Consider the following 13188-nt stretch of genomic DNA (forward strand, 5'->3'; position numbering starts at 1 on the left):
CGCAGGCCCCGGGTTCAGGACGACCGCGCCGCCGCACGGCGTTTGCGCGCCGGGGCTGGACGATCGCTGCCTTCGCTGGCTTGCTGCATCAGAAAGCGCACCAGCAGCGGCACTGGTCGTCCGGTCGCCCCCTTGTCCTTGCCACTGGTCCATGCGGTACCAGCGATGTCCAGATGGGCCCACGGGGTGTCGCCCACGAAGCGCTGCAAAAACTTGGCGGCCGTGACCGCCCCGGCCGCGCGCCCACCGACGTTGGCCACGTCGGCAAAGTTCGATTTCAGCGCCTCGCCGTAGTCATCGTCCAGGGGCATTCGCCAGCACGGATCGGACACTGCTTCGCCAGCCTGCAGCAGTGACTGCGCCAAGGCATCGTCGTTGGCGAACAGCCCCGAGCGCACATGCCCGAGCGCGATCACGCAGGCGCCGGTGAGGGTGGCGACATCGACGATGGCGCGCGGTTGAAAGCGCTGCCGCGCGTAGGTGAGCGTGTCGCACAGAATCAGCCGCCCTTCCGCGTCGGTGTTGAGGATCTCGATCGTCTGGCCACTCAAGCTGCGCACCACGTCGCCCGGTTTGATGGCGCGTCCCCCCGGCATGTTCTCGCAGGCCGGGATCAGGCCCACCACATTGAGCGTCGGGCGCAGGCGTGCCAGCGCCGCAAACGTCCCCAGCACGCTGGCCGCGCCACTCATGTCGAACTTCATCTCGTCCATGTCGGCAGCAGGCTTGAGCGAAATGCCGCCCGTGTCGAACGTGATGCCCTTGCCCACCAACGCCAGCGGTGCGGCGCGCTTGCCCGCGCCCCGGTACTGCAGCACGATCAAGCGCAGCGGCTGCGCCGACCCCTGGGCCACGGCGAGCAAAGCGCCCATACCGAGCTTGGTCACCTCTTTGGGCCCGAGCACGTCCACCTCGATACCGTCGCGGCGCAGCGCCAGCGCGGCGTCGGCCAAATCGGTGGGCGTGGCGTGGTTGGCGGGACGGTTGGCCCACTCGCGCGCCAGCTCCTGACCGTGTACGATGGCCACCGCCTCGTCGAACGCCTGCTGCACCGATGCGGCGTCGGCCACCCCCAATGTGACGCGGCGCAGGCTGCGCGGCTTGCCCTGGGTAAGCGTGGTCACGTAGCGATAGCTGGCGTGTGCAATGGCCAGCACCGCCGCGGTGACGGCGGCCGGCGGCAGCGCCCCCAGATGCAACAGCAACGTGCCCACGGGGCCGCCCGCCTTCAGCGCACCCCACGCCGCCGTCACCGCCTGCCGCACCCGCCGCGCACTGCCGTCGCCGCAGCGCACCAGCACCAAACGGCGCGCGCGCGCCCCTGGCAGACGGTACGCCGCCACCCACTGGCCCGGCTCGGCGCCCAGGTCACCTTCGGTGAGTGCTTGCCGTGCCCACAGCGTCAGCGGATCGGCCACGGCGGCGTCTGCCTGGTCGGCGGCGTCGGTCCACAACAGCATCAGCGCGTCAGCGTCCTGCGACGCGGCATCGTGCACGCTCAGCGTTCGAAGTTCAACGTCCATAATGCAGCCCATCGTCAGTGGTTGCCGTCGATGTTATTCGAAACCTCGCTTCGTCGCGAACTGGGCCGCAGCTTTGGTGCCGCGCTGGTGGTCATGCTCACGGTCGTCATCACCATCACCTTGGTGCGCACGCTGGGGCAGGCCAGCCGTGGCGAAGTCGATCCGCAGGCCCTGGCGCTGTTCATGACGTACGGCATTCTGGGGTCGCTCGACTTGGTGCTGACCATGGCCTTGTTTGCCGCCGTGGTCGGCACCTTGTCGCGCTGGTACCGCGACAGTGAAATGGTGATTTGGCACAGCAGCGGCGTGGCCTTGACACGCCTGCTGGCACCGGTGGCACGCTTTGCCTGGCCCATGTGGCTGGCCATTGCGGCGTTGACCACCGTCGTCGGCCCCTGGGCGCAAGGGCAGCGCGACGCGCTGCGCACCCGCTACGAACAGCGGGGCGATCTGCAGCGCGTCACACCGGGGCAATTCCAGGAGTCACGCGACGGGCGGCGCGTGCTCTTCATCGACCGGCAGGCGGTCAATGCGAACGATGGCCGCAATGTGTTCGTCGCCAGCCACGAGCCCGACGGCGGCGAGAGTGTCGTCTCGGCGCAACGGGCGCGTCTGCATACCCAGGATGGCGTGCTCTACCTGGTGCTGGAAAGTGGCGAGCGCCTGTGGCGTGGCATGCGCGACGGCGTGATCGAGTGGCAATGGAGCCGATTCGAGCAGCACTGGGTGCGGCTGCGCGATGCCGAACCGACCGCCGACGAGGCGCTGCGCTTGGGTGCGCGCTCGACCTGGAGTCTGTGGCACGATCCGGCGCCAGCCAGCCTCGCCGAGCTGAGCTGGCGCATCGGCATGGTGCTGGCGGCCGTCAACCTGGTGGGGCTGGCAGTGGCGGTTTCCTCGGCTCGGCCACGCGCCGGCCGCAGCGGCGCTCAGCTCTTCATGCTGTTGGCGTTCATCACGTATCACAATATGTTGGGCGCAAGCCGCGCCTGGATTGCCAACGGGCGCATCGACGCTAGTGTGCTATTGTTGGCCTTGCACGGCAGCGTGGCCCTGCTGACGGCGCTGTGGTTGTTACACCGCGAGCATCCATGGCCGGATCGGCTGCGCCGCTGGCGGGCCACACCCGCACGGGAGTCGGCATGAAAACGGTGCGCCGCCTGCTCTATGGCGAGGTGCTGGGGGCCGTGCTGCTCGTGCTGCTCGGCTTTCTGGCGCTGTTTGCCTTCTTCGATCTGATCGACGAACTGCGCGCGCTCGGCCGCCCGTCACTGCTGCGCCCGGACCACCGCTACGGGTGGAGTGAGGCGCTGCTGTTCGTTGCGCTGACGCTGCCGGCACGTCTGTACGAGCTGATGCCGTTTGCGGTCCTGATTGGCACGGTCTATGCGCTGGCGCGGCTGGCACAGGGGTCGGAGTTCACCATTTTGCGCATCAGTGGCCTGGGGCCGTGGCGCGCGCTGCGCCTGGTGCTGGGGCTGGGCGCGCTGTTTGCGCTGCTGACCTTCGTCGTCGGCGACTATGTCGCACCGACGGCCACCCGCCAAGCGCAACTGCTCAAAGCCGAGTATCGCGGCGCCCTGAGCATCGGCCACACGGGCGCATGGCTGCGCGAGCGCGACACCCAGACCCTGACGGCGGTGAACGTGCGCGCGGTCGAACCCGACGGATCGCTGCGTGGCGTGCGCTTGTTCGAATTCAGCGCCGACGGTCGCATCCGCGCCACCGTGCAGGCGGCGCGCGGCGATATCGATGCGCGCGCCGGGTTGTGGCGGCTGCACGAGGTGCAGCGGCTCGATGTCGGCGACGCCGAGCGGCTGCTGCCGCAACATCTGCCGCACTGGGACTGGCCGACGACGCTGACGCTGGATATGCTGCATGTGGCGCTGCTCAAGCCCGAGCGCATGCGCACGCTGGAGCTGTGGCAGTACGTCCGGCACCTGCAAGCCAACGACCAGGCCGCCCAGCGCTACGAAATCGAGTTCTGGCGCAAGCTGTTTTACCCGCTCAGTTGCATCGTGATGGTCACCCTGGCACTGCCCTTTGCCTATTTGCACCTGCGCGAGCGCGGCATGTCGGCCTATGTATTCGTCGGCATTTTGATCGGCGTCAGCTTCGTGCTGCTCAACGCCATCTTCGGCCACATTGGCCTCTTGCAGGGCTGGATGCCGTGGGTGGCTGCGGCCGCCCCGTCGGCCCTGTATTGGGCGGCCTCTTTGGCGGCTTTTGCCTGGCGCGTGCTGCGCCGCTGAATCCCCCCACCGATTCTCCGCCATGAACCTGCATCAATTTCGTTTCGTTCAGGAGGCGGTGCGCCGCAACCTCAACCTCACCGAAGCAGCCAAGGCGCTGCACACCTCGCAGCCGGGCGTCTCCAAAGCCATCCTGGAGCTCGAAGACGAACTCGGCGTCGACATCTTCGCGCGCCACGGCAAGCGCATCAAGCGCCTGACGGAGCCGGGCCGCGAGGTGGTGCGCTGCATCGACATCATTTTGCGCGAGGTGCAAAACCTCAAGCGCATCGGGCAGGAATACGCGGCGCAAGACAGCGGCACGCTGTCCATCGCCACCACGCACACGCAGGCGCGCTATGTGCTGCCAGCGCCGGTGGCGCGGCTGCGGCAAACGTACCCGAAGGTCACGGTCAGCCTGCACCAAGGCGCGCCCGACCAGGTGGCGCGTTGGGTATTGGAGGATGTGGCCGACATCGGCATCGCCACCGAGTCGCTGACCCAATACCCGGACCTGGTGACACTGCCCTGTTACGACTGGCAGCACGCCTTGGTACTGCCGCCTGGCCATCCGCTGCTGGCGCGCGAGCGCATCACGCTGGAGGATCTGGCGGCGTATCCGCTCATCACCTACCACCCGACGTTCACCGGGCGCACCCGCATCGATCAAGCCTTTGCGCAGCGTGGCCTGACGCCGCAGATCGTGCTGGAGGCCATCGACTCCGACGTCATCAAGACCTATGTGCGGCTGGGCATGGGCGTGGGCATCGTGGCCGAAATGGCGGTGCAAGGCGATGAGCGCAGCCCCGACCTGGTGGCGCGCCCGGCCGGCCATCTGTTCGGGCACAACGTGGCGCGCGTGGCCTTCAAGCGCGGAGCCTACCTGCGCCAGTTCGTGCTGCGCTTTGCCGAGTTTTTGAGCGAACGGCTCACGCGCGAGCTGATCCTGCGCACCATGGAAGGCGGCGGCCAGGATTATCAGATGTAGTGTCACCCTACAACGTTGCCATGCCAGCGACATCGACCCATACAACCCCATCCGACAGCGGCGGCACGCCGCAGCCCCGCAGCCGTCTGCCCACCGTCGGCACGACGATTTTTAGCGTCATGTCGGCCTTGGCGCAGGCGTGCGACGCCGTCAACCTGGGCCAGGGCTTCCCCGACTTCGATTGCGACCAACGGCTGGTGCAAGCGGTCAGCGCAGCCATGCTCGGCGGGCACAATCAATACCCACCCATGGCCGGCGTGCCGGCCCTGCGCGCCGCCATTGCGGCCAAAATCGCGACACTGTACGGGCGTACCTGCGACCCCGATCGCGAGATCACCGTCACCGCAGGCGCCACCCAGGCCATCTTCACGGCCATCCTGGCCCTGGTGCAGCCAGGCGACGAGGTGATCGTTCTGGAGCCGTGTTACGACAGCTACGTGCCCAACATCGAATTGGCCGGCGCGCGGGTGGTGCGGGTGGCCCTCGATCCACAGACCCTGCGCCCGGATATCGACCGGATCGCTGCGGCGCTGACGCCGCGCACGCGCGGCCTCGTGGTCAACACGCCGCACAACCCCAGCGGCACCGTCTGGCGCGCCGACGACTGGCACGGTTTGGCCGACGCGTTGGCTGGCAGCGATGTGGTCGTCATCAGCGATGAGGTGTATGAGCACATGGTGTACGACGGCCAGCCGCACCACAGCGCGCTGGCGCACCCGGCCATCGCCGCGCGCAGCGTGGTCGTCAGCAGCTTTGGCAAGACGTACCACGTCACCGGCTGGAAGGTGGGTTACGCGGTGGCGCCGGCGGCGCTGATGGCCGAGTTTCGCAAGGTGCACCAGTTCAACGTCTTCACCGTCAACACGCCGATGCAGTATGGTCTGGCCGCGTATATGGCCGACCCGGCCCCGTACCAAACGCTGTCGTCTTTTTATCAGGCCAAGCGCGACCGCTTCCGGGCTGGCTTGGCGCGCACCCGCTTTCGCCTGCTGCCATGCGAAGGCACGTACTTTCAGTGCGTGGACTACGGCGGCTTGGCCGTGCCCGAGCGCACCTTGCCCGAGGCCGCGTTTTGCGAGTGGCTCACGCGCGAAATCGGCGTGGCCGCGATTCCACTGTCGGCGTTTTACGGCAGTCCCACCGAGCAGCAGCGCATTCGCTTCTGCTTTGCCAAGCGTGACGAGACGCTGCAGGCAGCGCTGCAGCGCCTCGGCGCCCTGTAGTGGCGAGCACGGCGCGCACCACGGGCCACGCCACGCGCCGAGCGACGACACACCGATGGGCGCGGCGCGCTGGGCCGTGTGGGCGCTGTGCGCAACGCTGCCGCTGCCCAAGCCGCCAAGCTCAGGCCGCGTCGATCTGCGCCCAGGCTTTCTCCAGCCGCTTGAGGCTGACCGGGTAGGGGGTGCGCAGTTCTTGCGCGAAAAAGCTCACGCGCAGCTCCTCCAACATCCAACGCAGGCTCGCCAAGCGCTCATCCCACTGTCCTTTGCGCTGCGCCACTAGGCGCCACAGACGCTGCTCGTGTGGCTGTAGTTCGGCCAGCCGTGCAGCGTCGCGTGCGGGGTCGGTGCGCGCCTTGTCCAGCCGCAGCTGCACTGCCTTCAAATAACGCGGCAGGTGAGCCTGTTGCGCCCAGGGAATGTCGAGTACGAAGCGCTTGCCCAGCAAGCGCTGCAGGTGCTGCTGCTCGTCGGCCACGGTGGCCGCCGGCGCCTTGGCGTCGCGCAGCTTGCGCTGCGCCGCGGCCCATTCGGTCACGATGGTGGCGGCCTGGCGCGCCACTTCCTGCGCGATCAGCCCCAGGCGCTGGCGGCCTTCGTGCAGCCGCTGGGCGAATGCGTCGGCATCGCGCGGCCAAGGCTCGGTCAAATAGGCGCGCTCCAGTGCCAAATCGAGCACCTGGCCGCGCAATTCCTCCAGCGTACCCAGTGGCATGAACAGCACCGCCGCACGCTGCAAGTCGCTCAAACTGCGCTCCAAACCTTTGAGGGTGTCGCGCAGCTGCAAGGCGAACAGCCGGCGCAAGCCTTGGCGATGCACGCGCAGCGCCTCCTCGGGTTCATCGAACACCGTCACCGTCACGGCGTCACCCGCATCCCGCAAGGCCGGGTAACCGAACAGGGTCTGCCGCCCCTGGCGAATTTCCATCAGCTCCGGCCAGGCCCCAAAGTCCCAGCGCGTGTGGCGCGTACTGGCGTCGAGGACGGCCGCGCCGCCGTCTGCCGCTGCGCTGGCCGGTGCGGCGGCGCTGGCCCTCCCCTGTGGCGCCACAGGCGCCGGGCGATGCGGCGCGGGCGCGTGACCTGCCCCGCCGCCGGCAGCCGTCACTGGGCCGGCAGCCCGGCCAGCGGCGGCGACCGGCGGGCGAGCAGCAGCGCCAGAACCCGCAGCGGCGGCTGGCGCGTCGCTGGCCTGCGCTGGCGCGGCACGCAGCGCCGCCAGCGCCTGAAACGCCCCGCGCGCCTGCGCGCCCCAGGCCGCTTTAAGCGCGGCCAGATCGCGCCCCATGGCCAGCTGTCGCCCGTGTTCATCGACGAGGCGAAAGTTCATGCGCAGATGCGCCGGCAAGGTCTCGAGCTTGAAATCGGTGCGCTGCACCGGCAAGCCGGTGCGCTCGCGCACCGCTGCCAGCACCGCATCGAGCAGGTCGCCCTGGGCCCAGCGCTCGGGCGCACGCAGCGCATCGGCAATCGCCTGCGCCGTCTCCGGCAACGGCACCAAGCGCGCACGCGGCTTCTGCGGCAGGCTTTTGAGCAAGGCGTGGACTTTTTCGCGCAGCAGGCCAGGGACCAGCCATTCGGCACGCTGCGCCGAGACCTGGTTGAGCGCAAACAGCGGCACCTCGACGGTGACGCCGTCGCGCGCATCGCCCGGCTCGTGGTGGTAGCTGACGCGGCAATCCACGCCACCCACGCGCAACAGCGGCGGGTAGGCGTCGGTGGTGATGCCGGCGGCCTCGTGCCGCATCAGTTCTTCACGGCTGAGCATCAGCAGACCCGGCTGCGTGCGCACCGCCTCGCGCCACCAACGCTCCAGCGACCGCCCATCGCAGACGTCGGCCGGAATCTGACGGTCGTAAAATGCGTAAATCAGCGCTTCGTCCACCAGCACGTCTTGGCGGCGCGCCTTGTGCTCCAACGCCTGCACCTCGCGCAGCACGCGCCGGTTGTGGTTCCAAAAGGGCAGCCGGGTGTCCCAGGTGTCTTCGGTGAGGCCGGCCACCAGCGCCTCGCGGATGAAGATCTCGCGCGCTGCGGCCGGGTCGATGCGTGCGTACGCGACGCGCCGCTGGCTATACACCGTCAAGCCATAGAGCGTGCCTCGCTCGTAGGCCACCACCTCGGCGCTGCGCTTTTCCCAATGCGGGTCGCCCACTTGGCGCTTGATCAGATGCGCGCCGACCTGCTCGATCCAAGCCGGCTCGATGGTGGCCAGGCCGCGGCCGAACAGGCGCGAGGTCTCCACCAGCTCCGCGCACACCACCCAGCGGCCGGGGCGTTTTTTCAAGCGTGCCCCCGGGTGCGGTACGAATTTGATGCCGCGCGCGCCCAGATAGACGTCGTCCGTGTCGTGCTTGCAGCCCACATGCCCCAGCAGCCCAGCCAGCAGGCTCAGGTGGATTTGCTCGTAGCTGGCCGGCTGCGTGTTGGGCTTCCAGCCGTGCTCGGCGGCCACCGTGTGCAGTTGTTGGTGAATGTCGCGCCACTCACGCACGCGCTTGACGTGGATGTAGCGCTCGCGCAGCAGCGCCTCATACTGCCGCTGCGACAGGCGGTGCGTCGGCGGCTCGCCGGGCGCGTGCACGCCGCCGCGCGCCTTTTCCAGCCAATCCCACAGCTTGAGCAAGCCGACGAATTCGCTGCGCTCGTCGTCGAAGGCGGCGTGCGCCTGATCGGCCTTGGCCTGCGCCTCCAGCGGCCGCTCGCGCACGTCTTGCACGCTCAGGGCACTGGCGATCACCAGCACCTCGGCCAAGGCGCCGCGGTCGCGCGCGGCCACGATCATGCGCCCCACGCGCGGATCGAGCGGCAGGCGCGCCAACTCCCGCCCCACCGCGGTCAACTCCCCTTGTGCATCCAGCGCGCCCAGCTCTTGCAGCAGCTGCACACCGTCGGTGACGGCACGCCGCGACGGCGGATCGACGAACGGGAACGCCTCCACATCGCCCAGTCCCAGCGCCTTCATGCGCAGAATCACCCCGGCCAGCGATGAACGCAGGATTTCGGGGTCGGTGTAGCGTGGGCGAGCGGCAAAGTCGCGCTCGTCATACAGGCGAATGCAGATCCCCTCGGCCACCCGCCCGCAGCGCCCGGCGCGCTGATTGGCCGCTGCCTGGCTGATCGGCTCCACCAGCAGCTGCTCGACCTTGCTGCGCAGGCTGTAGCGTTTGATGCGCGCCAAGCCCGAATCGATGACGTAGCGAATGCCGGGCACGGTCAGCGACGTCTCGGCCACGTTGGTGGCCAGCACGATGCGCCGCCGCCCGCTGGGGTGAAAAATGCGGTTTTGCTCGGTGGCGCTCAGCCGGGCGTACAGCGGCAGCACCTCGGTGTCACGCAAGGCGGGTTGTGGCGCCAGATGACGGCGCAGGTGATCGGCGGCTTCGCGGATTTCGCGCTCGCCGGGCAAGAAAACCAAAATATCGCCGTCGTGCGCACCGCCGCGCCACAGCTCGTCGACGGCATCGGCCATCGCCTCGTTCAAGCCGTAGTCGCGGCTTTCCTCGAACGGGCGCCAGCGCACCTCCACCGGGTAGGTGCGGCCGCTGACTTCGATGATCGGCGCCGGCCCGGCAGCGCTGGCAAAGTGCTCGGCAAAGCGCTGGGCATCCATCGTGGCCGAGGTGATGATGACTTTCAGATCCGGCCGGCGCGGCAGCAGCTGCTTCAGATACCCCAACAAAAAGTCGATGTTGAGGCTGCGCTCGTGCGCCTCGTCGATGATCAGGGTGTCGTAGGCACGCAGCAGAGGATCGCGCTGCGTCTGCGCCAGCAATATGCCGTCCGTCATCAGCTTGATGGCGGCACCGGGCTGCACCCGGTCATGAAAACGAATCTGGTAGCCGACCAGTTCACCCAGCGGGGTCTGCGTTTCTTCGGCCAACCGCGCCGCCACCGCGGTGGCGGCCAAGCGACGCGGCTGGGTGTGGCCGATCAAGGGGCGCCGCCGCCCCGGCCCCGGCGGCCAGTGCGGGCCGCCGCCGCGCCCCATGGCCAGCGCGATTTTGGGCAGCTGCGTGGTCTTGCCCGAACCCGTTTCACCACAGACGATGATGACCGGATGGGCGCGCAGTGCGGCCTCGATATCGGCGCGCCGCGCCGACACCGGCAAGGCCTCGGGAAATTCGATCACCGGCGGTGGCGCCGGCTGATGGCACACTTCGTTCTGTGACATGAGGGCGCGATTATCCCGCCGCAGCGGCGGTACCGCTGCGCCCTTGCCCACCTCGCCAGCCAAGCCTGCCGCCGATGTCCACCGTCTTCAATTTCACCTTCGTGCCGTGGTTTCGCGCCGTGGCACCGTACATCCACAAATTTCGCCATCAGACCTTCGTGGTGGGCATTCCGGGCGAGGCCATTGCCGCCGGCAAGCTGCCCAACCTGGTGCAGGACCTAGCGTTGATTCAGAGCATGGGGGTGCGCATCGTGCTGGTGCATGGGTTTCGCCCCCAAGTCGATGAACAACTGCGCGCCAAAGGCCATGTTGCGCGCTTTCACAACGGCGTGCGCATCACCGACCCGATCACGCTCGACTGCGCCCAGGAAGCCGCCGGCCAGCTGCGGTTCGAAATCGAAGCCGCCTTCAGCATGGGGCTGCCCAACACGCCAATGGCCGGCGCCACGGTACGCGTGATCTCGGGCAACTTCATCACCGCGCGTCCGGTGGGCATCGTCGATGGAATCGACTTTCAGCACTCGGGCGTGGTGCGCAAGGTCGATGTGGCGGGCATTCAGCGCGCGCTGGACATGGGGGCGTTGGTGCTGTTGTCGCCGTTTGGCTTTTCCCCCACGGGCGAAGCCTTCAATCTGAGCATGGAAGAAGTGGCCACCAGCGTCGCCGTGGCCCTGCGCGCCGACAAGCTGGTGTTCGTGACCGAAGTGCCGGGTATTCGCACGCGCCCGTTCGACCCACCCGGCGAGGACAACCCGATCGACACCGAACTCTCGCTGGCGGACGCCGAGCGCATCCTGGCCGCCGCGCCACCGCCGGCCCAACCCACCGAACCGGCGTTTTATTTGCAATATTGTGTGCGCGCCTGCAAAGGCGGGGTCGGTCGCAGCCACATCATCCCGTTCGCGGTGGATGGCTCGTTGCTGCTGGAGATCTATGTGCACGACGGTATCGGCACGATGGTGGTGGATGAAAAGCTGGAAAACCTGCGCGAAGCCACGCCGGACGACGTTGGCGGCATCTTGCAACTGATCGAGCCCTACGAAAAAGACGGTACCTTGGTCAAACGCAGCCGCACCGAAATCGAACGCGATATCGCCAACTACACCATCATCGAGCACGACGGTGTGATTTTTGGTTGCGCCGCGCTCTACCCCTACCCCGAGGCGCACACCGGCGAGCTGGCCTCGCTGACCGTCTCCCCCCACGCACAGGGCCAAGGCGATGGCGAGCGGCTGCTCAAGCGCATCGAGCAGCGCGCGCGTCTGATGGGACTGCAGAGCCTGTTCGTGCTGACCACGCGCACGATGCACTGGTTCATCAAGCGGGGCTTCACCCCGGTGTCGCCCGACTGGCTACCCGAAGCGCGCAAGCGCAAATACAACTGGGACCGGCGCAGCCAAGTGCTGGTCAAACGGCTCGGCTGAGGCTGCTGGCGGCTGCTGCGGACGGCGCGGCAGGCGTGTCCGACGTGTGCTTCATGGACGGTCAGTTGCTCGGCACACCGCTTTTCTACTATGATGGATATTGCGTGTGTAGGCGAAAATACCGTGAAACCCTCCGAAGCCTTGGCGGCTCATCGCGCCACGATCCGGCGTGTGGTCGAATCCCACCGCGCCCGCAACGCGCGGGTCTTTGGCTCTGTCGTGCGCGGCCAGGATGCTGACGACAGCGACCTCGATATCCTCATCGACCCAACACCGCAGACGACGCTGATGGACGTGGCGGCGATTCAGGTGGAACTGGAACGTCTGCTCGGGGTGCGGGTTGATGTGCTGACGCCCGGCGCGTTGCCCGACTCTTTTCGCCTTCAGGTCATCGCTGAGGCCGTCCCGATATAACCAAGGCGCTGCGCGTCCTGGACTACCTCGGTCACATTCTCAAGGCCATCGAGCGTATCGAGCGCTACACGGCCAGTCTGGATGAGGCGACCTTCCTGAGCAGTGAACTCGTGCAGGACGCCGTGCTGCGCAACTTCGAGATCATAGGTGAGGCTGCCAACAAACTTCAGCGTGCAGATCCCGTATTTGCCGCGCAAAACGCCCACATACCTTGGCAGGCTCTGTACACGATGCGCAATCGCGTCTCGCATGGCTACGATCAAGTCGACTTGGTCATCGTCTGGAAGACCATTCAACACGATTTGCCTCGGCTGTGCCAGCAGATACGGGCAATCCCCGGCACAGCGCCAGACATCGACCCCGGCTCGGCGATGTAGAGCGGCATCGTTCTCCTGCTCCTATCGACAGGGATATGACCGCGAGCGCCTCGTCTGGCTGCTAGCCAAACTCGAGCCCACAGACATTCGCCGGTATCCGGAGGGGCCAAGCGCGCAAGCGCAAATACAACTGGGACGGCGCAGCCAAGTGCTGGTCAAACAGCTCGGCTCAAGCCGGCACGGCCCACAGCGGGCGGCGACGGGGGCGCGCCCGGCGTGCGCCCGAATGGACGTGCGTGGTGTATGCCCGGCCCCGGCCGTCCCCGAGAAAGACGACACGGACAGCGGCCAGCGCTGCGAATGCCGGGTGGGCGTCAGCAAAAAAAACCGCCCCACGCATGGGGCGGTTTTGCCAGTGGCTTACGCCAGCGAGCAGTAACCACCGCGCAGTACCGATGAGCGGGCTGCCCGGTGGCGCCCAGCATCACTGCTTCTGTTCGGCGGGCTTTTGCTCACCAGCGGGCTGTTGGGCCTGATCGGCCGCCGCCGGTTGCGCTTGGCCAGTGGCGCCAGGCTGGGCTTGGTCGGCCGCGGCCGGCTGCGCCGGTTGCTGCGCCTGCTCGGCCGGCGCGGCGGCCGGAGCGGGCGCCGGCGCAGCGGCAGGCGCGGGTTCTTCCTTCTTGCCGCAAGCGGTCAGCGCGGCAGCGGCAAGGAGCGCAGCAATAAACGTGGTCTGTTTCATCATTGTTATCGGTGAAGGGTAGGTGGGGTTGGACAATGCCGGAAAACCGTGTTACGCGTTTGTCGCTTTCTCCGGCCTCCTGCAACAAACGAGCATCATGCACCGACCGAGCCGGCCGAGCACGACCACTATCTCAATTGTACGCAAAAAAC

General features: G+C 67.4%; 10 protein-coding genes. 7 read left to right on the forward strand and 3 right to left on the reverse strand.

Features of this window, described 5'->3' with window-relative positions; translation table 11 throughout:
• Positions 1–14: 14 nt before the first annotated feature.
• Positions 15–1523 carry a leucyl aminopeptidase gene (locus Tchar_RS00650; RefSeq protein ID WP_144327165.1) on the reverse strand — a complete coding sequence of 503 codons (1509 nt, stop codon included), beginning with the start codon at positions 1521–1523 and terminating at the stop codon, positions 15–17.
• Between the two features lie 30 nt (positions 1524–1553).
• Between Tchar_RS00650 and lptF the strand changes: the two genes are divergently transcribed.
• Genes lptF through Tchar_RS00670 form a run of 4 tightly spaced genes read left to right on the forward strand, consistent with a single transcriptional unit; the run spans position 1554 to position 5965 of the window.
• Complete coding sequence (gene lptF, locus Tchar_RS00655; RefSeq protein WP_144327166.1) at positions 1554–2669, forward strand: LPS export ABC transporter permease LptF; 1116 nt, start codon at positions 1554–1556, stop codon at positions 2667–2669.
• Complete coding sequence (gene lptG / locus Tchar_RS00660) at positions 2666–3775, forward strand: LPS export ABC transporter permease LptG (RefSeq protein ID WP_144327199.1); 1110 nt, start codon at positions 2666–2668, stop codon at positions 3773–3775. Before lptF ends, lptG begins: the two co-directional genes overlap by 4 nt.
• 22 nt (positions 3776–3797) lie before the next feature.
• A complete protein-coding gene (locus Tchar_RS00665; RefSeq protein WP_144327167.1) occupies positions 3798–4742 on the forward strand; it encodes a CysB family HTH-type transcriptional regulator in 945 nt (314 codons plus the stop codon).
• Positions 4743–4762: 20 nt separating this feature from the next.
• On the forward strand, positions 4763–5965 hold the full coding sequence (locus Tchar_RS00670; protein WP_144327168.1) for a pyridoxal phosphate-dependent aminotransferase: 1203 nt from the start codon (positions 4763–4765) through the stop codon (positions 5963–5965).
• 121 nt (positions 5966–6086) lie between these two features.
• On the opposite strand, the gene hrpA is transcribed toward Tchar_RS00670, so the two are convergent.
• Positions 6087–10139: an ATP-dependent RNA helicase HrpA gene (hrpA, locus tag Tchar_RS00675; RefSeq protein WP_144327169.1), complete on the reverse strand. Its 4053-nt coding sequence runs from the start codon at positions 10137–10139 to the stop codon at positions 6087–6089.
• A 74-nt stretch (positions 10140–10213) separates the two neighbouring features.
• Between hrpA and argA the strand changes: the two genes are divergently transcribed.
• From argA to Tchar_RS00690, 3 genes are all read left to right on the forward strand, one after another.
• Positions 10214–11563 carry an amino-acid N-acetyltransferase gene (gene argA / locus Tchar_RS00680; RefSeq protein ID WP_144327170.1) on the forward strand — a complete coding sequence of 450 codons (1350 nt, stop codon included), beginning with the start codon at positions 10214–10216 and terminating at the stop codon, positions 11561–11563.
• Positions 11564–11686: 123 nt separating this feature from the next.
• Entirely contained in the window at positions 11687–11977 is a 291-nt protein-coding gene (locus tag Tchar_RS00685) for a nucleotidyltransferase family protein (RefSeq protein ID WP_144327200.1), read from the forward strand.
• A gap of 95 nt (positions 11978–12072) precedes the next feature.
• Complete coding sequence (locus Tchar_RS00690) at positions 12073–12354, forward strand: HepT-like ribonuclease domain-containing protein (RefSeq protein ID WP_328592022.1); 282 nt, start codon at positions 12073–12075, stop codon at positions 12352–12354.
• 424 nt (positions 12355–12778) lie between these two features.
• Here Tchar_RS00690 and Tchar_RS00695 read toward each other — a convergent pair whose 3' ends face one another.
• Complete coding sequence (locus tag Tchar_RS00695) at positions 12779–13036, reverse strand: hypothetical protein (protein WP_144327171.1); 258 nt, start codon at positions 13034–13036, stop codon at positions 12779–12781.
• Between the last annotated feature and the right edge of the window lie 152 nt (positions 13037–13188).

This window comes from Tepidimonas charontis (genome assembly GCF_007556685.1).
Classification (GTDB): domain Bacteria; phylum Pseudomonadota; class Gammaproteobacteria; order Burkholderiales; family Burkholderiaceae_C; genus Tepidimonas; species Tepidimonas charontis.

Bases quoted from the DNA above. Each gene is read 5' to 3' on its own strand.
- Tchar_RS00650 (WP_144327165.1), bottom strand. From the start codon at position 1,523: ATGGACGTTGAACTTCGAACGCTGAGCGTGCACGATGCCGCGTCGCAG.
- lptG (WP_144327199.1), top strand. From the start codon at position 2,666: ATGAAAACGGTGCGCCGCCTGCTCTATGGCGAGGTGCTGGGGGCCGTG.
- Tchar_RS00665 (WP_144327167.1), top strand. From the start codon at position 3,798: ATGAACCTGCATCAATTTCGTTTCGTTCAGGAGGCGGTGCGCCGCAAC.
- argA (WP_144327170.1), top strand. From the start codon at position 10,214: ATGTCCACCGTCTTCAATTTCACCTTCGTGCCGTGGTTTCGCGCCGTG.
- Tchar_RS00695 (WP_144327171.1), bottom strand. From the start codon at position 13,036: ATGAAACAGACCACGTTTATTGCTGCGCTCCTTGCCGCTGCCGCGCTG.
- Tchar_RS00670 (WP_144327168.1), top strand. From the start codon at position 4,763: ATGCCAGCGACATCGACCCATACAACCCCATCCGACAGCGGCGGCACG.
- lptF (WP_144327166.1), top strand. From the start codon at position 1,554: ATGTTATTCGAAACCTCGCTTCGTCGCGAACTGGGCCGCAGCTTTGGT.
- hrpA (WP_144327169.1), bottom strand. From the start codon at position 10,139: ATGTCACAGAACGAAGTGTGCCATCAGCCGGCGCCACCGCCGGTGATC.